24 protein-coding genes are annotated in these 22,976 nt (G+C 64.4%); 15 read left to right on the top strand and 9 right to left on the bottom strand.

The annotated features are described in order from the left end of the window. Nucleotides 1-256 precede the first annotated feature (256 nt). The 7 genes from U1738_RS06840 (at nt 257) to U1738_RS06810 (ending at nt 6,799) form a co-directional block, all read left to right on the top strand. A complete protein-coding gene (locus tag U1738_RS06840) occupies nt 257-1,627 on the top strand; it encodes a hypothetical protein (protein WP_332788302.1) in 1,371 nt (456 codons plus the stop codon). A 580-nt stretch (nt 1,628-2,207) separates the two neighbouring features. Continuing rightward, nucleotides 2,208-2,873, top strand: a complete 666-nt coding sequence (locus U1738_RS06835) for a hypothetical protein (protein WP_332788301.1) — start codon at nt 2,208-2,210, stop codon at nt 2,871-2,873. 77 nt (nt 2,874-2,950) lie between these two features. Beyond that, nucleotides 2,951-4,906, top strand: a complete 1,956-nt coding sequence (locus U1738_RS06830) for a CocE/NonD family hydrolase (RefSeq protein ID WP_332788300.1) — start codon at nt 2,951-2,953, stop codon at nt 4,904-4,906. Nucleotides 4,907-4,996: 90 nt separating this feature from the next. Next, a complete protein-coding gene (locus U1738_RS06825) occupies nt 4,997-5,512 on the top strand; it encodes a DUF2975 domain-containing protein (RefSeq protein ID WP_332788299.1) in 516 nt (171 codons plus the stop codon). After that, nucleotides 5,512-5,724, top strand: coding sequence for a helix-turn-helix domain-containing protein (locus tag U1738_RS06820; RefSeq protein WP_332788298.1), 213 nt, complete (start codon nt 5,512-5,514; stop codon nt 5,722-5,724). Before U1738_RS06825 ends, U1738_RS06820 begins: the two co-directional genes overlap by 1 nt. Next, nucleotides 5,721-6,491 (top strand): hypothetical protein, encoded by a 771-nt coding sequence (locus U1738_RS06815; protein ID WP_332788297.1) that lies wholly within the window; start codon nt 5,721-5,723, stop codon nt 6,489-6,491. The genes U1738_RS06820 and U1738_RS06815 overlap by 4 nt, the downstream gene beginning before the upstream one ends. Next, entirely contained in the window at nt 6,488-6,799 is a 312-nt protein-coding gene (locus U1738_RS06810; protein ID WP_332788296.1) for a hypothetical protein, read from the top strand. The genes U1738_RS06815 and U1738_RS06810 overlap by 4 nt, the downstream gene beginning before the upstream one ends. Nucleotides 6,800-7,075: 276 nt before the next feature. On the opposite strand, the gene rplL is transcribed toward U1738_RS06810, so the two are convergent. The 3 genes from rplL to U1738_RS06795 form a co-directional block, all read right to left on the bottom strand. Further along, on the bottom strand, nt 7,076-7,453 hold the full coding sequence (gene rplL / locus U1738_RS06805; RefSeq protein WP_332788295.1) for a 50S ribosomal protein L7/L12: 378 nt from the start codon (nt 7,451-7,453) through the stop codon (nt 7,076-7,078). Nucleotides 7,454-7,556: 103 nt separating this feature from the next. Further along, a complete protein-coding gene (gene rplJ / locus U1738_RS06800) occupies nt 7,557-8,072 on the bottom strand; it encodes a 50S ribosomal protein L10 (RefSeq protein ID WP_332788294.1) in 516 nt (171 codons plus the stop codon). A gap of 436 nt (nt 8,073-8,508) precedes the next feature. Continuing rightward, on the bottom strand, nt 8,509-8,655 hold the full coding sequence (locus tag U1738_RS06795) for a type II toxin-antitoxin system VapB family antitoxin (protein ID WP_332788293.1): 147 nt from the start codon (nt 8,653-8,655) through the stop codon (nt 8,509-8,511). 352 nt (nt 8,656-9,007) lie between these two features. Between U1738_RS06795 and U1738_RS06790 the strand changes: the two genes are divergently transcribed. Together U1738_RS06790 and U1738_RS06785 are read left to right on the top strand one after the other, a co-directional pair. Next, complete coding sequence (locus tag U1738_RS06790; RefSeq protein WP_332788292.1) at nt 9,008-11,503, top strand: PhoX family protein; 2,496 nt, start codon at nt 9,008-9,010, stop codon at nt 11,501-11,503. A 309-nt stretch (nt 11,504-11,812) separates the two neighbouring features. Next, the gene (locus U1738_RS06785; RefSeq protein ID WP_332788291.1) at nt 11,813-12,814 is read left to right on the top strand and encodes a hypothetical protein; all 1,002 of its coding nucleotides are present in this window, start codon (nt 11,813-11,815) and stop codon (nt 12,812-12,814) included. A gap of 60 nt (nt 12,815-12,874) precedes the next feature. On the opposite strand, the gene rplA is transcribed toward U1738_RS06785, so the two are convergent. Next, nucleotides 12,875-13,567 carry a 50S ribosomal protein L1 gene (gene rplA, locus U1738_RS06780; RefSeq protein WP_332788290.1) on the bottom strand — a complete coding sequence of 231 codons (693 nt, stop codon included), beginning with the start codon at nt 13,565-13,567 and terminating at the stop codon, nt 12,875-12,877. A 4-nt stretch (nt 13,568-13,571) separates the two neighbouring features. Beyond that, nucleotides 13,572-14,003, bottom strand: a complete 432-nt coding sequence (rplK, locus tag U1738_RS06775; RefSeq protein WP_295666767.1) for a 50S ribosomal protein L11 — start codon at nt 14,001-14,003, stop codon at nt 13,572-13,574. A 201-nt stretch (nt 14,004-14,204) separates the two neighbouring features. Between rplK and U1738_RS06770 the strand changes: the two genes are divergently transcribed. Genes U1738_RS06770 through arsB form a run of 3 tightly spaced genes read left to right on the top strand, consistent with a single transcriptional unit; the run spans nt 14,205 to nt 16,059 of the window. Next, complete coding sequence (locus U1738_RS06770) at nt 14,205-14,537, top strand: ArsR/SmtB family transcription factor (protein ID WP_332788289.1); 333 nt, start codon at nt 14,205-14,207, stop codon at nt 14,535-14,537. An 11-nt stretch (nt 14,538-14,548) separates the two neighbouring features. Beyond that, entirely contained in the window at nt 14,549-14,995 is a 447-nt protein-coding gene (gene arsC / locus U1738_RS06765; protein WP_332788288.1) for an arsenate reductase (glutaredoxin), read from the top strand. Further along, nucleotides 14,995-16,059 (top strand): ACR3 family arsenite efflux transporter, encoded by a 1,065-nt coding sequence (gene arsB, locus U1738_RS06760; protein WP_332788287.1) that lies wholly within the window; start codon nt 14,995-14,997, stop codon nt 16,057-16,059. The genes arsC and arsB overlap by 1 nt, the downstream gene beginning before the upstream one ends. Nucleotides 16,060-16,296: 237 nt before the next feature. On the opposite strand, the gene U1738_RS06755 is transcribed toward arsB, so the two are convergent. The 3 genes from U1738_RS06755 to U1738_RS06745 all read right to left on the bottom strand — a co-directional run bounded on the left by U1738_RS06755 (nt 16,297) and on the right by U1738_RS06745 (nt 18,054). Beyond that, on the bottom strand, nt 16,297-16,911 hold the full coding sequence (locus tag U1738_RS06755; protein ID WP_332788286.1) for a hypothetical protein: 615 nt from the start codon (nt 16,909-16,911) through the stop codon (nt 16,297-16,299). Between the two features lie 115 nt (nt 16,912-17,026). Further along, nucleotides 17,027-17,584: a cysteine hydrolase family protein gene (locus U1738_RS06750; RefSeq protein ID WP_332788285.1), complete on the bottom strand. Its 558-nt coding sequence runs from the start codon at nt 17,582-17,584 to the stop codon at nt 17,027-17,029. After that, nucleotides 17,581-18,054: a GNAT family N-acetyltransferase gene (locus U1738_RS06745; protein ID WP_332788284.1), complete on the bottom strand. Its 474-nt coding sequence runs from the start codon at nt 18,052-18,054 to the stop codon at nt 17,581-17,583. Before U1738_RS06745 ends, U1738_RS06750 begins: the two co-directional genes overlap by 4 nt. Nucleotides 18,055-18,336: 282 nt before the next feature. On the opposite strand from U1738_RS06745, the gene U1738_RS06740 reads away from it, so the two are divergent. Continuing rightward, a complete protein-coding gene (locus U1738_RS06740; RefSeq protein ID WP_332788283.1) occupies nt 18,337-18,861 on the top strand; it encodes a hypothetical protein in 525 nt (174 codons plus the stop codon). Then, on the top strand, nt 18,831-19,247 hold the full coding sequence (locus U1738_RS06735) for a hypothetical protein (protein ID WP_332788282.1): 417 nt from the start codon (nt 18,831-18,833) through the stop codon (nt 19,245-19,247). Before U1738_RS06740 ends, U1738_RS06735 begins: the two co-directional genes overlap by 31 nt. Before the next feature lie 23 nt (nt 19,248-19,270). Here the strand turns inward: U1738_RS06735 and U1738_RS06730 are convergent, their stop codons facing one another. Then, a complete protein-coding gene (locus tag U1738_RS06730) occupies nt 19,271-20,731 on the bottom strand; it encodes a PQQ-dependent sugar dehydrogenase (RefSeq protein WP_332788281.1) in 1,461 nt (486 codons plus the stop codon). Nucleotides 20,732-20,964: 233 nt separating this feature from the next. Here U1738_RS06730 and U1738_RS06725 point away from each other — a divergent pair, with 233 nt between their 5' ends. Then, a complete protein-coding gene (locus U1738_RS06725) occupies nt 20,965-22,776 on the top strand; it encodes a DUF885 domain-containing protein (protein WP_332788560.1) in 1,812 nt (603 codons plus the stop codon). Nucleotides 22,777-22,976: the final 200 nt, after the last annotated feature.

The raw sequence follows: 22,976 nt of genomic DNA, 5'->3' as shown, positions 1-22,976 counted from the left end.
GCGGCGTGTTGGATTTAGTCAACGCGGGCTGACGCTACGGCCGCTTTTAAAGTTGGATTTGCGGCGATATTTAAATGGCGGTGGTCGATGCACCTATTTGCGATCTCTAGCATGCGTCATCGGAGGTATCTCGCATGTGCGTTTCGTGTGACTTTGTGTGAACTTCGGTGCGAGTTATCGATAAAAAAGAACGGTTCGCCTTGAAAATGAGTCATTCGCGGGTCCGAATCGGAGTTCCCTTCATTGAGTCTCCGTTATGAAAACCATCATCCCCCCGCATCGCCGCGCGTTGGTCGCGCTTGTTCCAGCAGCCCTGCTGATCGCAGGCCCGGCTTTTGCGCAGGAGGCGGCCGCCCCGCCGCCAGCCGCCGCTGCGCCGCCGGTCCAGACGACGGTGACGCCCCCGCCGGTCGTGCCGACGCTAACGCAGGCGACCGCAGCCGCACCCGCCAGCCAGGGCGAAACATCGCGCAACGGAATCGGCGATCCGAACAGCCGGACACCGATCGCGCCGGAAGCTTTGGCTCAGGCCGAAGCAGCCCGCGCCGAGGCCGGACCGCGTCGCGCTCCTGTTCGTAATGCACGCACTGCACCTGTCAGCCGCCCTGCTCCGGCACGCGCCGAAGCAGCGCCCGCCGCCCCGGCACCTGTTGCTGCCGCACCCGTAACCGAAGTTCCCGCTCCGGCCCCGATCGCCGCCGCTCCCGCCGAAGTAACGCCTGCCCCCGTACAACCCGCCGCCGAAACCCAATCGACAGCCGCAACCCAAACCAGCACCGTGTCCGAAAGCGCACCCGTGTGGCCGTGGATCGTCGGTGGCCTCGTCGTCCTCGGCGGTCTGCTCGCCTTTTTCCTGATGCGCCGCCGTCGCGCGGATGAAGAGGTCTATCACGAGGAAAGCTATGTCGAGCCGATGGCCGAACCGATTGCCGGCCCAGTCGCCACGGCTGCTCCGATCCGCGCCGAAACCCCGGTAGTGGCCGAACAGCCGCAATATCTGCGTGCCGCCCCGGTAATCGCACCGATCGCTGCCGCAGCAGTAGCGAATGATGAGATCGCCCCAGTTGCGACCGAGGATGCCAGCCTAGCCACCGCTGAGGCCGCCGATGTCGAAGCGCTCACCGCTGGCGATGCCCCGGTCGCCGATCGCCCGTGGCTCGAATTCGCCATGCGTCCGGTCCGCGCCGGCAGCAACGTCGATGAGGCTTTGGTCGAGATCGAACTGACCGTCGGCAATGCCGGCAATGTCGCCGCCGAGGACGTGCGAATCTCGACCTTCATGTTCGCCGACGGTTCGGCCAGCGAAGCCGAGATGGAGCGTCTGTTGATCGAACGCGGCAACGATGGCGTCGCCCCGGTGACGATCGAGCCGGGCGAGGGCACGCGCGTCGATGCGACGCTGGCGATGCTCAAACGCGATCTTGGCGACCATGTCGATTTCTCGCCGGTGATCATGGCCGATGCCCGTTATCGCTTGCCCGACGGCAGCGAGGGCCGCACCTGCGCGACCTTCACGATCGGCGTCACCGATGACGACGGTGCGCATATCGAGCCGATCTCGATCGCCCGCCCGCTGATGCGCGAAGATATCGCGGCGCATCTGAAGGGCGTGCCCGAACACGCCTGATCCCGTCGAAGGTGAACCGGCCCGTCCGCTCCGAAAGGGGAGGGCGGGCCTTCCCTTTGTCCGGCCTCCGCACCGGCTTGCCGCAAGCGGAGTTCGGAGCATATGGCACGGATCATTCTTTCGATAAGGCCCGTCTGTGCGAAACTCGATCATTCCGGCCATCCTGCGATTGCCCCTCCTGGCCCTGTTCGGCCTCACCGGCGCGGCGCAAGCCCAGAACGAAGCGTCGCCGCTGATCCCCAATCTCAATGGCTTTTCCCTGCCCGCCAGTCGTCCGACGAGCGACACCCCGGTGTCCACTCCGACACCGACCCCCACGCCAGTCGCGCCGGAGCCGACTCCGGTCAGCACACCCCGCGCTCCTGTTCCGAGAGCCACGCCAACACCGCGCGCCACGCCCACCGCAGCACCGCGCCAAAACCCCGTCGCTCCTCCAGTGGCAACGCCAAAGCCTGCTGCTCCGCCAGCAGTCGAACCTAGCCCGCCCCCCGCTGCAACGCCCACAGTCGCCGTACCCGCTCCGGTATCAGACGCGCAGCCCACCGCTTCGAACGGAATATGGCTCTGGCTCGGCCTCGGCGTGCTGGTACTGGCCGGATTGCTCTTCGCCCTGTTCCGCTTCCGGTCACGTCCCCGCCGCGAGGTATTCGAAGATTCGCGCATAATCGACATCGGCGGCGATGAAGTGGCGGTGGCACCGGTTCCCGCTCCGGCTCCGGCTCCCCCACCAGCCAAGCCGGAAGCCCGAGCACGCATCGATATCACGATGCGCCCTGTGCGTGCCGGCACCAACCTGACCAGCGGCGCGGTCGATTACGAGATCGGCCTGCGCAACTCGGGTGACGTGGCCGCCAACGACGTCCGCGTCGATATCCGCCTGATGAACGCCAGTGCGGATCAGGCCGCGATGCTGAAGGTCCTGTTCACACAATCGATCGAAAAGCCGTTGGTCGCCCGGTTCGATCTCTCGCCCGGGCAAGCGATCACGCTCGGCGGCATGGCGATGATCCCGCAGGAAGGGATCGTCCCGGTGTCGATCGCCGGACGCGATTTCTTCGTGCCGATGTTCTCGGTCAATGTCCTCTATGGCTGGCACGGCGGCGGGCAGGGCCAGACCGCCGCGGCCTGGGTCGTCGGCATCGAACGCGCGCCCGGCGAGAAGATGGTGCCGTTCCGCCTCGATGCCGGGCCGCGCATGCACGACGCGGTCGGCCAGCGTCCGCAAGGCTTTGCAATCACCCGCTGATTAAGCGGGGTGCCGATTGATCTTGGACCGTCCCGCGCGCAAAGCAGGGCCATCCGAAGATCAAGGAATCGCGCTCCATGAAGATCACGCTCGCCCTTCTCGCAATTGCCGGCCTCGCGGTGGCCGCCCCCGCCCAGCAGACCCCAACCAAGAGCGCGGATGCCGCGCCCGCTGCTTCTGCGTCCGGCGGGGATATCCCCGCCAAGTTCACGCCACCCACGATGGCCGACGATTACCAGCGCCGCGAAGTGATGATCCCGATGCGCGACGGCACCAAGCTGTTCACCGTCATCGTCGTCGCGAAGAATGCGAAGAACGCTCCGATCGTCCTGACGCGCACGCCCTATGACGCGGGCAGCCGCGCCAAGCGCACGACCAGTTCGTCGATGCTCTCCACACTCCCGCTCGCCGACGAGATGTTCGTCCGCAACGGCTATATCCGGGTCTATCAGGACATTCGCGGCAAATACGGATCGGAAGGGGATTACATCGTCACCCGTCCCGTAATCGGCCCGCTGAACCAGACCAAGGTCGATCATGTCACCGACGCCTATGACACGATCGATTGGCTGGTGAACAAGGCGAACCTGCCGGAATCGAACGGCAGGGTCGGGATGATCGGATCGTCCTACGAGGGCTTCACGGTCGCGATGGCGCTGCTGAACCCGCACCCCGCGCTGAAGGTCGCGGCACCCGAAAGCCCGATGATCGACGGTTGGATGGGCGACGACTGGTTCCATTACGGCGCGTTCCGCCTCGCCAACATCGCCTGGCTCGGCGGGCAGACCGGCTACAAGTCCAAGGGTAGTGTTCCGCCTACCGGCGGATACGACGATTACGACAATTTCCGCGATATCGGATCGGCCGGAGCCTGGGCCGACAAGTCCGGCTATTCGCAACTGCCCTATTGGCAGAAGATGCTCGCGCACCCGTCCTATGACGCCTTCTGGCAGGGTCAGGCGCTCGACAAGCTGCTTGCCGCCAATCCCTCGAACGTGCCGACGATCTGGGAACAGGGGCTGTGGGATCAGGAAGATATGTATGGCGCGATCACCGCATGGGAGGCGCTGAAGGCGAAGGGCAAGACCGGCAACAACTTCCTCGTCATGGGGCCATGGCGCCACAGCCAGATCAACCGCGAAGGCCGTAGCCTCGGCCCGTTCCAGTGGCGCGGCGACACGGCGCAGCAGTTCCGCGAGGAAATGGTCCTGCCGCTGTTCAACCAATATCTGAAGGACGGCCCGGCGGTCGCGCTGCCGGCGGCGACGATCTACAATACCGGCGAGAACCATTGGGATCGCTTCTCGCAATGGCCGCTTGCTTGCGACAAGGGCTGCGCGTCGCCGCTCAAGCCGATCTATCTGCAAAGCGCGGGTGGCCTCGGCTTCGAGAAAAGCGGGTCGGGAGAGGACAGCTACGTCTCCGATCCCGCCAAGCCCGTCCCACATCTGCCGCGCCCGGTGAATTTCGATGACGGCCGCTGGGGCGACTGGCTGGTGAGCGATCAGCGCGGCGTCGATGGTCGTACCGACGTGATGACGTACGAAACCCCGGTCCTGTCCGAAGCCGTGCGAGTCTCCGGCGCACCGATCGCCGATATCTTCGCGAAGACGACCGGCACCGACGGCGATTTCGTGGTGAAGGTGATCGACGTCTATCCGGACGAAAACGCCACCGATCCCAAGATGGGCGGCTATCAATTGCCGATCAGCCTCGACATCTTCCGGGGCCGTTATCGCGACAGCTTCGCCAAGCCCTCGGCGATCCCGGCGGGCAAGGTGCAGCGCTACAAGTTCCGCCTGCCGACCGTGAATCACGTGTTCCAACCCGGCCACCGCATCATGGTGCAGGTCCAGTCCAGCCTGTTCCCGCTCTACGATCGCAACCCGCAGAAGTTCGTGCCGAACATCTTCCTGGCGAAGAAGGCCGATTACACCAAGGCGACGGTGACGATCGAGCGCGGCGGCGCGCAGGCGAGTGCGGTGTGGCTGCCGGTGGTGGCGGTGGACCAGAGCGCGGTGATGGTGAAATAATGGAAGTTGGCGAAGGTGGCGCACTTCGCTGTCTGTAGCGATTGACCTTATCGATAAACGATAATATCGTTTATCGATAAGGAGTCGCGCATGAAGGATCGTTTGCTCGGGATTGCCGGCACCGTGCTGGGGATCGCCAATGTCCTCAACTGGATTGCCGCCGCGGGCTTCGTGATCGCGTTGGCGCTATCGGTGCCGTTCGCCCCGGAGGTGATGGGGCGGCTGGCGCTTAAATACACGACGCAGCCGGTGGCACCTATTCTGAACGCGATGCGGCTGATGCTCGTGCTGGGCGTGCTGGTCGCCTACCCCGCCCATGTCATCCTCACCCGGCTTGGGGCAATTATCGGTACGGCGCAGACCGGCGATCCCTTCGTGGCGATCAATGCCCGCCGGTTGCAGGCGGTGGGATGGGCGTTGCTCGCCGTCCAGTTGCTCGACATCGCGTTCGGCATCGTCATCGTGTCGCTGGCCGTGCGGCACGTCGATACGACCGGCTGGTCGCCATCGGTCGGCGGATGGATTTCGGTGCTGATGATCTTCGTGCTCGCCCGGGTCTTTGCGATCGGGACCCGGATGCGTGACGATCTCGAAATGACGGTCTGATGCCCGTCGTCATCAAGCTTGACGACCTGCTCGCCACGCGCGGCATGACGCTGACCGAATTGTCGGCGGCGGTCGATATCACATTGGCCAATCTGTCGATCCTGAAGACCGGCAAGGCGAAGGCGATCCGCTTTTCGACATTGGAAGCGATCTGCTCCGCGCTCGATTGCCAGCCGGGGGAGCTATTACATTTCGAGGGGGAGGGTGAATGATCCGCGCATTTTTCGCGAATTGGGCCGGGGCGTTCGGTGACGGGTGGCGGATGGCGCGGGTGTTGCCGTTGCTGATCGTCGCCATTGCGGGGATCGAGTTCGCGCAGCATGTCGTCGAGCTGCATCTCGGCTTCTTCTCCGTCGATCCGGTGGTGCGCAAGGCGGCGTCGATGCAGCCGCTGCGCATGGCGTTCGGCTGGCCCAAGATGCTGACATTATGGGCGGTGGGCTTCATCGCGATGCGATATTGCGTCACCGGAGATGCGCGGGCAGCGTTGCGGCCCTCGGCGATCGCGTTCCGCCGCTATGCCTGGGTGGTGGTGTTCCAACTGATTCCGTTCACCGCGATCCTCTATGCCGAACAGATCCTTGCCGCCCTCGGGCTGCCGGCAGACCGGGTGATGACGTTCCGTGGCGTGTTCGGTCTGGGGCAGCAACTGATCGAGCCGGCGCTGATGCTGTGGTTCGTCAATGCGGCAATGGGCACGAAAGCATTCGGCCCCGTGGCGTCGGCCCGGGCGACCCGCTGGCTGTATTTCTGGGCGCTGGTACTGATGTTCCTGACCCGCACTCCGGTGGGGGCGTTGCACCAATATCTCAATCGCTGGCCGGCAGGGCAGAGCGCCGCCGTGCAGTGGACATTGCTGGCGATCGATGCGCTGGTCGTGGGTGTGCTGGCGGTGATCGTGCCGGCGGTGCAGGTGCGTATTGCGCGTTACGTGGCTGAACGAAGGAGTGTGGGCGTGTTGGGGGGCGAGGCACGATGACGCCTGAAAAAATGCTGCTTCTGTTCGCGTTGCTGGCCGGAATAGCGGTATTCGTCGCCGCGCCTGCCGCGATCGCCCTGATCCGGAGGCATCCTGATCGCGGGCTGATCTGCAAGCTCAGTCCGCTGGCGTTGCTATCGTTCGTCCTGTGGTTCTTCCTGATGGCATGGGCCTGCACCGGAACGCGGAATGACGCGGTGATATCAAGGTACGTGACGAAGCTGCGGGATAACCGGCACCTTCCCCTGGTGATTGCGGGTCTGGTCGTCCTGGGGTTGGTCGGGAGCCTTGTTGCGGTGTTGCGGTGATCGGGGGTGTGCGATTTCGGTGATGTTGTCCGGCCTTAAACCAGCCTGACAGATAGTTTTCCGCCAATAAGAAAAGGGCGACCCCATTGCTGGGGCCGCCCTTTATTTTCGCATTGGCCAGCATGGGCAAAGCCAGTTTCAGATCGATCAGGCTCCCAGCCTGATCTACGGAATGCGGGGCATTCCGTACCTGAAACTCTCGTCGGACAGCCCGGGGGCTGCCGGCCGGCCTTGCGGGGAGTGCGGGCCAGGATGGCCCGTCTCTCCCGCTGCGGCTTACTTGATTTCGACGGTCGCGCCGGCTTCTTCAAGCTGCTTCTTGATCTTCTCGGCTTCGTCCTTCGAAATGCCTTCCTTGATGGCCTTCGGAGCGGACTCGACCAGCGTCTTGGCTTCGGTCAGGCCGAGCGCGGTGATCGCACGGACTTCCTTGATGACGTTGATCTTCTTGCCGCCGTCGCCCGTCAGGATGACGTCGAATTCGGTCTGCTCTTCAGCGGCCGGAGCGGCTGCGCCGCCGCCAGCTGCCGGAGCGGCTGCGACAGCTGCTGCTGCCGAAACGCCCCACTTCTCTTCGAGCAGCTTCGAAAGCTCGGCTGCTTCGAGGACGGTCAATGCGCTCAGGCTGTCTACCAGTGCGTTCAGGTCTGCCATGTGTAGTCTCCATTGTCGGGGCCGTGAAAATCTGGCGGCCCCATCGGGTTCAGTTCAAACGAATAGTCTCGAAAAGCTCTGATCCCCTTCTTATCGAAGGGTCTCAGGCTGCTTCCTTCTCCGCATAGGCGGACAGGACGCGCGCGAGCTGTGCCGCGGGAGCCTGCGTGATCGTGGCGATCTTCGTTGCCGGGGCAACGATGAGGCCGACGATCTTGGCACGCAGTTCATCCAGCGACGGCATCGTCGCGAGCGCCTTGACGCCGTCTACGTCGAGGGCAGTCGCACCCATCGCCCCGCCGACGATTTCGAACTTGTCGTTCGTCTTCGCGAAATCGACAGCCACCTTGGCGGCTGCGACCGGGTCGATCGAAGTGGCAAGGCCCACCGGCCCGGTGAGCAGATCGCCCAGCGAGAGGTAGTCGGTGCCATCCAGTGCGATCTTGGCAAGCTTGTTCTTCGAGACCTTGTAGGTCGCCCCCGCGTCACGCATCGCGTTACGCAGCTTGGTCGACTGGGCCACCGTCATGCCGAGGTTGCGGGTGACGACCACCACGCCGACTTCGGCAAACGTCTGGTTCAGTTCGGCGACGAGCTCGGTCTTTTGAGCACGATCCATGCCATTCTCCACGTGTCTGACCTGCGTGCCGAAACACACAGGCCGGTTGAAACCGGAGGCACGACTAACCGTGCCTTCGGGTTGTCCGTCGATTGGGGCATGGGACAGGGCCGCTTATAAAAGCGAACCAAAGCAGACCGCGCGGGCGAACCCGACAGCGGCGTGAAATTCCATTCCCCGTCTAGGCAGGATATTAAGCCGGAAGCCGGCCCCTGCTGTCTCGGACGGTATCCCGGCGCGGGCGAACCCGAACCGGAAGAGAGCGCGCCATTAGCGGGATATGGGCGAGAGTCAAGTTTTGCGGTTCATGTGCTCTCGGCATCGGCGATGCCCAGAGTTTCGGCGGCCGTCTTCAGCCGTCGATCGCGGAGGAGGTCTCGCCCAAGATCATCACATTACATTTCCCTGACGGGGGGCGGCGATCGCATTCGGGTCGCTACCGCCGAACAGGGCCAAGCGACGCGCACTCTCCCGCTCGATGAGTGCCCTCAGCCTCGCGAACCAGTGCGGACTTCCCTTGGAGACCTGTGAGCGCATGGGCAATCGAGACGAGGCCTTCGTCGAGGGCAAGGGTTGTTCGCATGTCGATCTCCGGCTTGAGGCACGAATATAGCATCGTTTGACGCCTGACCCATTAAATGAATGGGTGCTTATCTCTTTCGAATATTGATGAAACTGTCATCCCCGCGCAGGCGGGGATCCATAAGCTCCGACGCCGTTTATGAAGCGAGAAGTAAGTCAGTATGGATTCCCGCCTGCGCGGGAATGACGAATACGTGGCGAGGGTAAAACATCGAATGAAGGGCGGATGGTTATGAGCTGTCTCAAAACCGTCGCGAAAGAGTCGTGCATTCGACATGGTCAAGCCATGTGGCTTTCATGGTTCGCCTCCACAGCACCGGCAACGTCGAAAACTCGACTCCGGGGAACCAGCCATGACGACCGTAACCGACCTCTCGATCGCCTATGATGACGGCGATATCGACACCAACCGTACGGCCAATCCGCATCTGAACGATCTGATCGGGGTGCGCTATTCGCGTCGGCAGACGCTGTTCGGCGGGATTTCGGCGGCGGCGACCGCGGTGTTCGGCGGGGCTTTGCTGTCGGCTTGCGGATCGGACAATGTCGAGCCGGCGCCCGTCGTGTCCGCAGGATCGGCCGTTACGACCAGCGCGGGCAGGCTCGTCACGCTCGTCGCCACGGTGTCCGGCACGACGACCAATGCGGTGTGGACCCAGGTCAGCGGCCCGGCCGTGACGCTGGCGGTGATCGACAAGACGACCGTCACCTTCACCGCGCCGGCCGTCACGGCCTCCACGCCTTTGGTGTTCCGCTTCACGGCGGTCGGCAGCGGCGGGGCGGGGGCCAATGCCGATACGACCGTCACGGTGACGCCGGCAGTGCTGGGCTTCACCGCGGTCGCCAAAAACCGGGACGATATCGTCACCGTACCCGCCGGCTATAGCGTCACCGTTCTGTACCGGCTCGGCGATCCGATGCTGTCGGGCGTCGGCGCCTATGCCAATGACGGCAGCGACACGACCTTCTCGCGGCGGGCGGGCGATCATCATGACGGCATGACCTATTTCGGCCTGTCCGCCACCGGCAATGCGCCGGATCCCACCAGCAGCACGCGCGGCCTGCTGGTGATGAATCACGAGAACATCACCCAGGTCTATCTTCACCCCAACGGCCCGACGACGGTCGGCGGGGCACGTCCCGAGGGCGAGGCGCTGAAGGAGATGGAATGCCATGGCGTCTCGGTGATCGAGATCAACCGTGCGACGACATGGAGCTACGCGCCCACCGGCGCGCTCAATCGCCGCATCACGCCGCTGACGCCGATGGCTTTCAGCGGCCCGGCCAAGGGCGCGACCCAGTTGAAGACGCGCTTTTCGACTGATGGCTCGGCCGGGCGCGGTACGATCAACAATTGCGCCAACGGCACGATGCCGTGGAACACTTATCTGACCGCCGAGGAGAATTGGGCCGGGTATTTCCGCCGCACCGCCGGTGACGCCGCCGTCCGCACCGCCGCCGGCGCGGCCAAGGAGAACGCCTCGCTCACCCGCTATGGCATTTCCGAGGGGCGCACGGGCAATTATGGCTGGTCGACCGTCTCGCCCGCCGACACGAGCAGCACGATCTATGCGCGCTGGAATGCGACCGCCAATGCCACCGCACCCGCCGATGGCAGCGGCGATTTCCGCCACGAGCCGTTCCAATATGGCTGGATCGTCGAGATCGATCCGTTCGATGCGGCCTCCACGCCGCGCAAGCGCACCGCGCTCGGCCGCATGAACCACGAAGGCTGCGTGATCGGCCGGACGATCGCGGGCGTGAAGCCGGCTTTCTATATGGGCGACGATGCGCAGAATGAATATCTCTACAAGTTCGTCTCCAGCGCCACCTGGTCGGCGGCGGATGCCACCAACGCCAACCGGCTGGCGATGGGCGACAAATATCTCGACGCGGGAACGCTGTATGTCGCGCGGCTGAACTCCGATGGGACCGGCACGTGGATGCCGCTGGTGTTCGGCACCGGGCCGCTGACCTCCGCCAATGCGACCTATGCCTTTGCCGACCAGGCCGATGTGCTGATCAACACGCGCCTTGCCGCCGATGCGCTGGGCGCTACGCGGATGGATCGGCCGGAATGGACCGCGGTCAATCCCACGACCGGCGAGGTCTATCTGACGCTGACCAACAACAGCTCGCGCACCGTCGCCAATACCGATTGGGCCAATCCGCGCGCCTATGTCGATCAGCGCAACGCGGCGACCAACCCGACCGTCACGGCGGCGTCGATCACCGGCAATCCCAACGGCCATGTCATCCGCCTGCGCGAGACCGGCGACTCGTCGGAAGCGCTGAGCTTCACCTGGGATATCTATGCGTTCGGCGCTGGTGCCGATCTCGATCCCGTCAACATCAATCTGTCCGGGCTGGATGCGACCAACGATTTCTCCTCGCCCGACGGGCTGTGGTTCGGGCTGCCGAGCAACGTCACCGGCAATGCGAGCCCGCTGATGTGGATCCAGACCGACGACAGTGCCTATACCGACGTCACCAACTGCATGATGCTGGCGGCGATCCCGGGCGTGGTCGGCGATGGCGGGGTGAAGACGATCACCAATACGATCGGCACGACCAGCGGCACCCAGGGCACGCGCGTCGGCAAGGCACCGGGCACCACGCTCCGGCGCTTCCTGGTCGGGCCGAAGGAGTGCGAGATCACCGGCATCTTCTCGACGCCGGACGGCAAATCGGTGTTCGTCAACATCCAGCATCCGGGCGAAAACGGCACGGCCGCGGCGATCAGCAGCAGCTGGCCCGCAAGCCAGGCCGGAACGCCGGCCACGCCGGTGCGCCCGCGGTCTGCCACGATCGTCATCACGCGGACCGACGGGGGCATCGTCGGTCTCTGAGTCTTTGGGGAGTGCGACAGGGGAGTTGGACGTGAAAAGGGCCGGGAGCGATCCCGGCCCTTTTTATGTGAGCGGGGAAGTCCTTCATCCAGAGCGGGGAGGCGTCCAATTCCTCCGGCGTCTCCGGCGGATAGAAAAACCGGTTGTTCCGCCTGGTTAATATCGCGGGTGGCGCATTGCTTTCTCGGGATATTTCTCACAAACAAGACTGTCGTTTTCATACAATCCCGGTCGATCCGGGAGATGAAGACATAAGGCCGGGGGCGGCCATCATCCGGCACCGTGCAGGTGGCGGGAAAAGGGGCTTGTGTGGAGGCAAAAGGTACTGATGCGCCTGGCGTAACGGATGTGTCGCGCGCGATCGCCGAGGACTGGATCGTCGGTGGCACCAACGCATCCGGCATCGCGCCCCACGTCTTCGATATGCCGCCGGGCCTTACGATACGGTACGATCAGCCCGCTCCCGATCTGGCCGATTACATCACGGGTTATCATGTCTACACGGCGCGCGGGCCGCATGCGGTGGGGCAGGTGGACTGGTTTCTGCCCGGCACGGCCAATGTCCGCATCGCGCTCGACGCGGCGCCCTTTTCGGTTGCGATCGGCAAGAGCGTGTTCGATCCGGTGCCTGACGTCAGCCTGTTCGGCCCGACCAGCCAGGCGATCCGCGCGACCACCAATGGCGGGGTTTTGATCGGGTTCGGCATCAGCGCGCTCGGCTGGAGCCGGTTGTTTCCCGGCAAGGCCGCCGACGTGCGCGATCGGGTGCTGCCTCTGGAACAGGCGATGAAGGGGGATTTTCCCGCTCGTTTGCTGGCGGCGCTGTATGCCTGCGAGCGCGAGGACATGGTGGCGCCGGTGCTGGACGGATTGCTCCGCGCCGAACTAGGCCCGGCCAGTCCGGACGAGCCATCGATCCGCCGCCTGATGGCGCTCATCACGCGCGATGGCCCGGTCGAAATCCCCGCCGCAGCGGCAGAACTGGGCATCGAGCAGCATTCGATGCGTCGGCTGTCGATCCGCCATTTCGGTTTTCCGCCCAAGCTGCTGCTGCGCCGCGCACGCTTCCTGCGGTCGTTTCTGCGCATCAGCGCTTCGCGCGACGCGGCGGATTATTCCCTGCTCGACGGCAGTTATTTCGACGTGTCGCATTTCCTGCGCGATGCGAATGCGTTTCTCGGCATGACGCCGCGGCGCTTCGTCAGCCTGAACACGCCGTTCCTCGACGCCAGCCTCCGCGCGCGCCAGGCCGTGCTGGGCACCGCGACGCAGGCGCTGCACGATCCGAACGCCGTGCCGCACGCCGTTTGAACATACAAAAAAAGAGCCGGGATTTCTCCCGGCCCTCTTCGTGTCGGTTCTAGGCTTGGCTTAAGCGGCCGCGACTTCCGCCACGTCCACCTTGATGCCGGCGCCCATGGTCGAGCTGACGGCGACCTTGCGGACATATTTGCCCTTGGCGCCCGACGGCTTGGCCTTGACGATCGCATCGACCAGCGCGTCGAAGTTCGCGCGCAGGTCTTCGGCCGGGAAGCTGGCCTTGCCGATCCCGCTGTGAATGATACCGGCCTTTTCGACGCGATATTCGATCTGGCCGCCCTTGGCGGCCTTCACGGCTTCACCGACGTTCATGGTCACGGTGCCGAGCTTCGGGTTCGGCATCATGCCCTTGGGACCGAGAATCTTGCCGAGACGACCGACGACGCCCATCATGTCCGGGGTTGCGATGCAGCGATCGAAATCGATCGTGCCGCCCTGAACGAGCTCCATCAGGTCTTCCGCACCGACCACGTCGGCGCCGGCTTCGCGTGCCTCATCGGCCTTCGCGCCCTTGGCGAACACGCCGACGCGGACGGTTTTGCCGGTGCCCTTGGGCAGGGTGACGACGCCGCGGACCATTTGGTCGGCGTGGCGGGGGTCTACGCCGAGGTTGAGGGCGACTTCGATCGTCTCGTCGAATTTCGAGGTCGCGCCGGCCTTGGCCAAAGCGATCGCTTCGTCGATCTTGTGGAGCTTCTCACGATCGATCGTGATGGCTTTCTGCTTCTTGCTTACGAATGCCATGATCTCAGCCCTCCACCACTTCGAGGCCCATCGCGCGGGCGGAACCTTCGATGATGCGGGTCGCCGCTTCGAGGTCGTTGGCGTTCAGATCCTTCATCTTCGCGGTGGCGATATCGGCCAACTGCGAACGCTTGATCTTCGCGGCGACGATCTTGCCCGGCTCCTTGGAACCCGACTTCAGGTTCGCGGCCTTCTTGATCAGATACGATGCCGGCGGCGTCTTCGTCTCGAACGAGAACGAACGGTCGGCATAGACGGTGATCACGGTCGGCAGCGGCGTGCCGACTTCCTGATCGCCGGTCGACGCGTTGAACGCCTTGCAGAATTCCATGATGTTCACGCCGCGCTGGCCCAAAGCGGGGCCGATCGGCGGGGAGGGGTTGGCCTTGCCTGCAGGCACCTGCAGCTTGATATAGCCGGTAATCTTTTTAGCCATGTCACTCTCTATGTTGGCCCGGCACCCGAAAGCGCCCAGGCCGGTTCAAGTCTAGCGGTACAAGCGGACGCCCGAAGACGTCCTCCCGCAGGGATTTCCACAGCGATAGCGTTGGAAGCGCCGCGCGTTAGCGGAAGGGACGCCAACTTGCAATGTTGGATTTGAGATTGCAGTCATCCATATATCCGGTATTATGGATATATGGATGAAGATACCGCGATCACGGCGTTCGGCGCATTGGCGCAACCCACCAGACTCGACACGTTCCGTTTGCTCGTCCGCCACGAACCGGACGGACTGCCCGCCGGGCAGATCGCCAAGCTGATCGACGTGCCGCAGAACACGATGTCGGCGCATCTCGGCATTCTGTCCCGCGCCGGACTGATCAAATCCGAGCGGCAAAGCCGGTCGATCATCTACCGCGCCGATATCGACGGACTGCGCGATCTGACTTTGTTCCTGATCAAGGATTGTTGCGGCGGTCGCGCCGAACTGTGCGCGCCTTTGATCGCAGAACTCGCGCCGTGCTGCTGAAGGATCTGCCCGTGCCCGCCCATGACCTGCCGCCATGCGATATCGTCATCTATCACAATCCCGACTGCGGCACGTCGCGCAACACGCTGGCGATGATCCGCAATGCCGGGCTGGAGCCGCACGTCGTGGAGTATCTCCAGACGTCGCCGGCCCGCGCCTTGCTCGTGCAACTGGTGGAGCGCGCCGGAATGAGGCCGCGTGACCTGTTGCGGGAAAAGGGCACGCCGTACGCCGAACTTGCCCTGAGCGACCTGAGCCTGCCCGACGACGCGCTGTACGATGCGATGATCGCGCACCCGATCCTGATCAATCGCCCGCTGGTCGTATCGCCGCTGGGCGTCAAACTGTGCCGCCCGTCCGAGACCGTGCTGGATCTGCTGCCGATCGGGCAGCGGACCGCCTTCATGAAAGAGGATGGCGAACGCGTGGTGGACGATCGCGGCGATCGGATCGCATGATGGCGGCGGCGAAGCCCGGGCGGCTGTCCTTTCTCGATCGCTACCTGACGTTCTGGATCTTCGCGGCGATGGCGCTGGGCGTCGCGTTGGGCAGTTTCACGGCGCTCCCCGCCGCGCTCGATCGCATGTCGATCGGCACGACGAACGTTCCGATCGCGATCGGCCTGATCCTGATGATGTATCCGCCGCTGGCGCGCGTGCGCTACGAGGATTTGCCGCGCGTGTTTGCCGACAAGCGCGTGCTGGCACTGTCTCTGGTGCAGAACTGGCTGATCGGCCCGGTCTTGATGTTCGCGCTCGCCGTGATCTTCCTGCGGCACGAACCGGCCCATATAACGGGGCTGATCCTGATCGGGCTGGCGCGCTGCATTGCCATGGTGCTGGTGTGGAACCAGTTGGCGAAGGGCGACACTCATTATGTCGCTGGATTGGTCGCGTTCAATTCGATCTTCCAGATCCTGTTCTTCAGCCTGTATGCGTGGCTGTTCCTCGCGGTGCTGCCACCGCTGTTCGGCCTGCAGGGCAGCATCATCCATGTCGGGTTCGGCACGATCGCCGAGGCCGTGGCGATCTATCTCGGCGTGCCGTTTCTGGCGGGCTATCTTTCCCGCCGGGTGCTGGCGGCGAAGTTCGGACCGGAATGGTACGAAAGCAGTTTCATCCCGCGCATCGCGCCGATCACGCTGGCGGCGTTGCTGTTCACGATCGTCGCCATGTTCAGCCTGAAGGGTGGCGACGTGATACGACTGCCATTCGATGCGGTGCGGATCGCAATCCCGTTGACGATCTACTTCGTCGTTCAATTCGTCATCAGCTTCGCGATGGGCAAGCTGATCGCGGCGGATTATCCCCGGACGACGGCGATCGCCTTCACCGCATTCGGCAACAATTTCGAACTGGCGATCGCCGTCGCGATCGCAGCCTTCGGGCTCGCCTCGCCGGTGGCGTTCGCTGCCGTGATCGGGCCGCTGGTCGAGGTGCCGGTGCTGGTGATGCTGGTGCACGTCGCGTTATGGCTGGGGCGGCGCTGGTTTTCTGACACTGCGCCGTCGGCGGTATTGTGACGCGCCTGCGCACCCTGCCTGGCAGACGTCGCCACACATGAAAACTCAAGCCAGCAATCCAAGCCACCGGAACCAGCCATTTGTTCAGCGCGAGTTTCCCCGTTTCTACATCTGCGAGTGATGATTTCGGGATAGAGCAATCGGGAACAGGTTACGGGAAAGCCGAACCCATGGATGGCCGTTAGCGCATAAGCTGGGCGGTATTCTTGTGGAGGGTTCCCAATCGGGAAGAGGGGGTTAACCGCCCGCCTTGATTACCCGGATCGGTGTCGCACAGGTCGTGTAGGCCTCCTTATATGGCTTATCCCAGCAACGTGCGAAGCCATCGAGCACGTTGAGGTTCATTGGCCAGCGGATCGCGATTGGCTTCCCATCGGGTCCGCGCGGATCGAAGCCATCTGGCTTGGGCAACACCGCGAGCGCGGCATGCGACTTGTTGAAAGCGGTGCGGTCGCGACGGAGGAACGCGATGCTACCGTCGACATAGAGGTTCCAGCCCATGCCACGATCCTCCTCGACCGTCTTGCGCGACCGTTCGAAAAGCGCGATCGCAGCGGCGCTTTGGCCTAAATTGGCGCGCAACTGGCCCTCATGCCAGTAAAGAATACTGACATTGCGCTGGGGTTTGTTAGTCCCGCGCCAGTCGCGGATTAGGTCCGCCGCTTCCGCCTCGCAGCCGCGCATCGACAGTTCGCGCCAGCCACCAGTCATGTTCTGATCGAACGCTTGCTGGGACAGCGTCATCATTGCAGCGCGGTCGTAAGTGCAGTCGGGAGTGGCAGCAACGAGCAGGATAGCGATCAGCATGGCATCTTGTGATGCATAAGAGGCTCCAACGGCAAGTGCGACCAACCTCGCGGTGGTGCTGGGGGAAAGTTCGCGTCGGCGTTTGCCCGATCCACCATCCTTTCGGAAAGGTCCCGGCTACCCTGATCGTCCCTCGTTTCTGGGAAAAGCTCGCCCCCTATTACCAACAGACCGACGAAGACGGCACGACCCGAACCGCTTTAGGCCCCGCATCGAAGCCTGACAGAAGCCGATTGTGGTGGTCGATTATCTGCTCGGCGGTAAGCGGCCCGAGATCGGCGGTGGTGTGGCCGTCTTCGAGGAGCGTCACGTCGAACCCCATCGAGACGGCGCGCCGGACGGTGGTATCAACGCAGAACTGTGTCATGCACCCGCCGATCACGAGCTGGTCGATACCCAAGGTTTCCAGGCGCTCGCCGAGGTCCGTGTCGTGGAAAGCATCGCAGCTCCGCTTGTGAACGATCACCGTTTCAGGCCCAGGTGCAACCTCGCTGCGAAATTGCCAGCCAGCGGTTGCGACCTCCAGCCGATGCCCGGCATCGCCGTCGTGCTGGACGAGGACGACAGGTGCACCGGCCGCTTCAGCGTTGCGCTTCAACTCGCCCAAGCGACCAGCCAGCTCGCCCAACTTCGCATCAATATCGGGCTGTCGATCCGGATCAGCCAGCCCGGCGAGGATCGCTTGTTGCATGTCGATGATGAGAAGGGCCGTCGTCATTGCTTGTTGATCCATACTGCCATGCCAAGGGAACGGGGCGCGACGGGTTCAAATCCGAACTGTGCATAGAGCCGGTGAGCGTCTCCGTCCGCCATAAGACTGACGTGAACTTCCGCCGGGACGTTCGCTTCGATGTGCGCAATCAGCGTCGCCATGACCACCTTCCCGAGGCCGTGTCCCTGATGCTCAGGATCGACCGCGATATCTACAATGTGGAGGAATAGTGCTCCATCTCCGATGATGCGTCCCATGCCGATCGTCTGGCCGGCATGTCGAATCGTGACGGCAAACACGGTGTTGGGGAGGCCGGCTTCGGCAGCGGCGGCACTTCGGGGCGTCAGGCCGCAGATTCGGCGCAAACGACGGTAATCTCCGATTTCGGGAGTTTTGTGGTGGGCCGTGTAACCAGCGGGAAGATGCACGTCGTTCGCCTGTCCTCGCGGGATCTGCCCCTCCTTAGCCGGATGCATACCGATGGGAATGGCCGACGAGCAATTCCCGATCAACCATCCTTTTCGGGAAAGGCAGCAGTAACCCTGCGAGGTCAATTATCGTCACCTAACATTCCCTAAAAGCGGACAGGCCGCTAACGCCCATTCATCGCCAGAAAGCCCCGTTCTTCATCAAGAAGCTTCGGCGATTCCGAGGGCCATGATATTATGGGTGGGGAGCAATTCGCCCACTAGGCGACGCCGTCCGGCGTGCCCGCCCCCTTGCAATGTAGGAAATCGCCTGCAAGCTGCGGACGGGTCATGGCCCGTCCGCTCACCCGCAATCAGGCGCTGGAGAACAGTGCCTTTCTGAAGGCCTTGCGCCGCACCGGCAATGCGCGGCTGGCGGCGCGCGAGGTGGGGGTGGCGTATGGTACGTTGCAGCATCGGCGCGGGGTGCATCCGGCGTTTGCAGCGCGCTGGGCGACGGCGGTTGCGGTGGCTCAGGCCCGGCTGAACGCCGGCGGGGGGTGCCGGGGGCCTGTCGTCAGACCGGATGCGACCTCCGGCGGCGTGGCGCATCGTACGCGCGGCGGGGAGACGGTGGTGGTTCGGCTCAAGGACGGATCGTGCCAGATCCGCGCCGCGCAGCCGGGCAAACTGACCAAGGCGTGCGAGCAGGCATTCCTCTCCGCATTGTCGGCGACCGCGAACGTGCGGCTGTCGGCGGCGGCGGCGGGGGCTTCGCCGCGGGCCTTCTATCGCCGCCGTCGGCAGAGCCCGGCCTTTGCGCGCGAGATGCGGCTGGCGCTGCAATGGGGTACGAGCAGGTCGAGCTGGCGCTGATCGAGAGCTTCACCGCCGCATCCGGTGAGGACGATGCGTGGCGCCACAACGATCAGCCGCCGATCCCGCCGATGGCCCCCGCCGAAGCGCTGCAATTGCTGTATCTGCACCAGAAGGAGGCGCGGTTGCAGGCCGAACCGCCGCACCTGAAGCGCCGCAGGGGCCAGAGCAGCGAGGCGCGATCCTATCGCATGGGCGAGATGTATCTCGAGCAAAAGCGGCGCGACCGCGAGGCGTTCGAGATCGCCGAGGCGGCGCGGGCGGGCGAGCGGGCGAACGGGGGCGCGCGATCCCCCCACGAACCGCCGCCGCCCGTCCTGCCGGCGCTGGACCAGGTGACGGGGTGGAGCAAGGCGGGCGGGCGACGGGGAGGGGGCGGGACTTGAGGGTGGCGGGTTGCCGTGTGCCGTCAGCTCGCGGTCGCCCGGAAGATGTCGCCATTGTCGCAAGCGATGTAGATCGCGCCCGTGGCGTCCTGCACCACCGATACGGGTTGTGTGATCGTGCCGCTCGCCGGGGTGAAATCCAGGTCGCGTCGTTCGAATACGCTCGTCGCCGCGGTGGTGCCGCGTTGCAGATTGGCGAGCGGGGCGGTGAAGATGGCACCGGTGCTGTCCAGGACCACGTACGTGCCAGCGAGCGACGCGTTGCCGCCCTGAAAGACCAGACCGCCAATGATCTGCTGCCCGGCAAATTGGCCGGTACCATGCGGATATTCCAGCACCGGCGGGACGAGACCGGCGGGCTCGCCCGCGACGACGATGCTGGTACCTTCCCGGAACGGCCAGCCGAGATTGTCGATCGTGCCAGCGACGAGCGGCAGCGTGCTGACCTCCTCGCGTTGCGATTGGCCGCGATCGGGCAGCAATAGTCCGCCGGTGTAGAAGGTTGCGCCGATCGGATAATGCAGCCCACGCGCAAGCACCGTCGGCACGATCGGGGGCGGAACGGCGGCACCGGAAAAGGCGTCGAAGCTTCCCGGCGAGAAAGACAGCAGCTTGCCGAACAGCGAGGTCGAGCTTTGTGCACTGCCGCTTGGATCATTGGTGCCGCCGGCGTCGCCGGTCGCTACATAGAGCAACCCGTCCGCGCCAAACCCCATCCAGCCGCCGATATTATTCGGAAACTGCGTATGCAGACCAATGGCGAAATCCAGGAAGCTCGTCGGACCGCCATTATTGAAGATCTGCCGGACGGCGAGCCTGCCGTTGCGGGCCGACAGCGCATACACGATGCGACGGGTCGCAAAGTTCGGCTGGACGGCGATGCTGAAGATGCCCTGCTGCTCGGCGTTGGTGAGCCCTTCGATGGTGGCGAACAGCGTCCGCGCCTGGGTCGCCGGATCGTAGATGTAGATCGCGCCGGACCGCTCGGCCACCATGAGCTGGCTTTGGCCCGGGATGGTCACGATCGCGACCGGGTGGCTGAAGCCGCTGGCGATCCGCTCGACGCTGACGCCTTCCTTGCTGTTGGTGACGGTGATCGTCACCGCCTGGCTGACGGTCGCCTTGCCGTCGCTCGCCGAGAGTTGCAGCGTGTAGACGTTGTCGGCGTCGGCGTCGGTCGGCTTTTCGAAATTGGGGGGCGATACGAAGCGCACCTCGCCCGCGCCGCTGATCGTGAAGCGCGCCGCGTCGGTGCCGGCGAGCGAGAGCGTGACCGAGTCGCCGTCGCGATCCGTGGCGCTGGCCTGATAGGCGACGCCGGTGCTGTTCTCCACGACGCTGGCGGCGGCGGAGGAGGTGATGGTGGGGGCGTTGTTGACGGGGGCGGGGGCGGGTGTATCGGACCCGCCGCACCCGCTCAAGGCCAGGCCAAAAATGGCGGTCGATATCAGGCGCGTGCCCGCGCGTGTTCGTACGTTTTTCATGCTTCCCCCCGGTAACGAAGTTGGCCCTATCAGCGTGTCGAACGTCGCGCCAGTGGTGATGGGGATGAGAATCCCGGCGCTGGGGATCCGGGGCGTCGGCGCGAGGCCGGTTTGAGCGGAACACGCGCCAGTCGCTTTGAAATCGGCGGAAATTCCGGGCCAGCGATCCACACTAGTATCGGTATGCCGGGCGTGGCTAAGATGCGGGCATAATCAGAATGAGGGATGCCGCCATGGATCGTCGCCAATTGCTTGCCACCGGGGGCGTTGCCGCGCTTGCCGCCACGTTTGTTCCGCGCGGATCGCTGGCCCAGGGCGCCAGCGGGGATGCCGCGTTGAATGCGGAGTTCGAGCGGATCTTCCAGGATGCGGTGGCGCGGTCGCCGGAGCTGGCGACGTCTTTGGGGCTGGATAAGGGCGCGCTGGCGGCGTCGAAGGGGATGCTGTCGCCGCGCACCGCCGCCAGGCGCGCGGCGGATGTCGCGCAGACCAAGGCGGCGCTGGCGCGGCTGGCCAAGGTGCCGGCGGCGGGGTTGTCGGCGGCGGCGAAGCTCAATCTGGAGGTGGTGCAATATTCGCTGGGGACGCAGATCGCGTCCGCCGATGCGTTCGGGATCGACAGCCCTATCCGGCCATATCGTATCTTCCAGCAGGGCGGCGCGTATTTCTCGACGCCGGATTTCCTGAACACGGCGCACACGATCAACGCGAAGCCGGATGCCGATGCGTATCTGTCGCGGCTCGACCAGTTCGGGACCGTGCTCGATCAGGAAAGCGCGATGCAGGAGGCCGAGGCGAGGCGCGGGTATCTGGCGCCGGGGTGGTCGCTCGACCTGACTTTGGGGCAGATGCGCAAGCTGCGCGAGCAGCCGGCGGCGACGTCGAGCATCGTGCAGTCGCTGGTCAAGCGCGCGGCGGCGAAGGGGATTGCGGGCGACTGGCAGGGGCAGGCGGCGAAGATCGTCTCCGAGAAGGTCTATCCGGCGCTCGACCGGCAGATCGCGTTGATCGAACGGCTGAAGCCGACGACCAAGGCGGGCGACGGCATCTGGCGCGTGCCGAACGGCGATGCGGTGTATGCGATGGCGCTGGCGCAGGCGACGACCACGACGATGAGCCCGGACGAGGTGCATCGGATCGGGCTGGCGCAGGTGGCGGAGATCACGGCGCAGCTGGACACGATCCTGAAGTCGCAGGGCTATTCCGGCGGCACGGTGGGCGAGCGGCTGGCGAAGCTGAACGTCGCGCCGGATCAGGTCTATGCCAATGATGCCGCCGGGCGGGCGGAGCTGATCGACGGGCTGAACGCCGGGGTGAAGGCGATGTACACGAAGCTGCCGCAGGTGTTCGCGACCGTGCCGACGCAGCCGCTGGAAATCCGCGCGGTGCCGGTGGAGATCCAGGATGGCGCATCGAACGGCTATTACAATCGCGCCTCGCTGGATGGCGCGCGGCCGGCGATCTATTTCGTCAACCTGAAGGATGTGGGGGACTGGCCGAAATACACGCTGCCGGCGCTGACCTATCACGAGGGCGTGCCGGGGCATCACCTGCAGATCAGCCTGGCGCAGGAATCGAAGGATATCCCGACGCTGCGCAAGATCGGGTTCTTCTCGGCCTATTCGGAAGGCTGGGCGCTGTATGCCGAGCAGCTGGCGGACGAGCTGGGGGCCTATGCTACGCCGCTGGAGCGGGCGGGGTATCTGCAATCGTTCCTGTTCCGCGCGACGCGGCTGGTGGTGGATACGGGGATCCACGCCAAGCGCTGGAGCCGCGAGAAGGCGACGGATTACATGGTCGCGACGACCGGCTTCGCGCGGCCGCGCACACAGCGCGAGGTGGAGCGGTATTGCACGCAGGCCGGGCAGGCGTGCAGCTACAAGGTCGGCCATATGGCGTGGACGCGGGCGCGCAAGAAGGCTGAGGCTGCGTTGGGGGCGAAGTTCGACCTGAAGCAGTTCCACGAGATCTTGAAGGAGGGGGCGATGCCGCTGACCGTGCTGGAGCGGCGGATCGACGAGCGGATCGCGGCGATGCGGGGGTAGGGGTTTGGGGCGCTTAGGCACCCGGCATGGCGCAGGCTGTTCCCCGGCGGAGGCCGGGGTCCAGGCGCGGAGGTCGAGGTTACTTCGCGCAGCGCCTGATTACGCCTGTTTCCCGACTGGGCCCCGGCCTTCGCCGGGGAACAGGGTTTTAGTTTGGACGATGCGATTGTCGGGTTTGCTTGGCGGACGCGGGCGAAGCC

The organism is Parasphingomonas caseinilytica (assembly GCF_036663755.1).
Classification (GTDB): Bacteria; Pseudomonadota; Alphaproteobacteria; order Sphingomonadales; family Sphingomonadaceae; genus Sphingomonas.
The sequence above is the reverse complement of the archived record's forward strand: the minus strand, read 5'-3'. Positions and strand labels throughout refer to the sequence as shown.

Bases quoted from the DNA above. Each gene is read 5' to 3' on its own strand.
- U1738_RS06825 (WP_332788299.1), top strand. From the start codon at position 4,997: ATGAAGGATCGTTTGCTCGGGATTGCCGGCACCGTGCTGGGGATCGCC.
- U1738_RS06750 (WP_332788285.1), bottom strand. From the start codon at position 17,584: ATGACGACGGCCCTTCTCATCATCGACATGCAACAAGCGATCCTCGCC.
- U1738_RS06795 (WP_332788293.1), bottom strand. From the start codon at position 8,655: ATGCGAACAACCCTTGCCCTCGACGAAGGCCTCGTCTCGATTGCCCAT.
- rplL (WP_332788295.1), bottom strand. From the start codon at position 7,453: ATGGCAGACCTGAACGCACTGGTAGACAGCCTGAGCGCATTGACCGTC.
- U1738_RS06830 (WP_332788300.1), top strand. From the start codon at position 2,951: ATGAAGATCACGCTCGCCCTTCTCGCAATTGCCGGCCTCGCGGTGGCC.
- U1738_RS06815 (WP_332788297.1), top strand. From the start codon at position 5,721: ATGATCCGCGCATTTTTCGCGAATTGGGCCGGGGCGTTCGGTGACGGG.
- U1738_RS06730 (WP_332788281.1), bottom strand. From the start codon at position 20,731: ATGAAAAACGTACGAACACGCGCGGGCACGCGCCTGATATCGACCGCC.
- U1738_RS06770 (WP_332788289.1), top strand. From the start codon at position 14,205: ATGGATGAAGATACCGCGATCACGGCGTTCGGCGCATTGGCGCAACCC.
- U1738_RS06725 (WP_332788560.1), top strand. From the start codon at position 20,965: ATGGATCGTCGCCAATTGCTTGCCACCGGGGGCGTTGCCGCGCTTGCC.
- arsB (WP_332788287.1), top strand. From the start codon at position 14,995: ATGGCGGCGGCGAAGCCCGGGCGGCTGTCCTTTCTCGATCGCTACCTG.
- rplA (WP_332788290.1), bottom strand. From the start codon at position 13,567: ATGGCATTCGTAAGCAAGAAGCAGAAAGCCATCACGATCGATCGTGAG.
- U1738_RS06820 (WP_332788298.1), top strand. From the start codon at position 5,512: ATGCCCGTCGTCATCAAGCTTGACGACCTGCTCGCCACGCGCGGCATG.
- U1738_RS06740 (WP_332788283.1), top strand. From the start codon at position 18,337: ATGGCCCGTCCGCTCACCCGCAATCAGGCGCTGGAGAACAGTGCCTTT.
- U1738_RS06735 (WP_332788282.1), top strand. From the start codon at position 18,831: ATGGGGTACGAGCAGGTCGAGCTGGCGCTGATCGAGAGCTTCACCGCC.
- U1738_RS06810 (WP_332788296.1), top strand. From the start codon at position 6,488: ATGACGCCTGAAAAAATGCTGCTTCTGTTCGCGTTGCTGGCCGGAATA.
- U1738_RS06745 (WP_332788284.1), bottom strand. From the start codon at position 18,054: ATGCATCCGGCTAAGGAGGGGCAGATCCCGCGAGGACAGGCGAACGAC.
- U1738_RS06840 (WP_332788302.1), top strand. From the start codon at position 257: ATGAAAACCATCATCCCCCCGCATCGCCGCGCGTTGGTCGCGCTTGTT.
- rplK (WP_295666767.1), bottom strand. From the start codon at position 14,003: ATGGCTAAAAAGATTACCGGCTATATCAAGCTGCAGGTGCCTGCAGGC.
- U1738_RS06790 (WP_332788292.1), top strand. From the start codon at position 9,008: ATGACGACCGTAACCGACCTCTCGATCGCCTATGATGACGGCGATATC.
- rplJ (WP_332788294.1), bottom strand. From the start codon at position 8,072: ATGGATCGTGCTCAAAAGACCGAGCTCGTCGCCGAACTGAACCAGACG.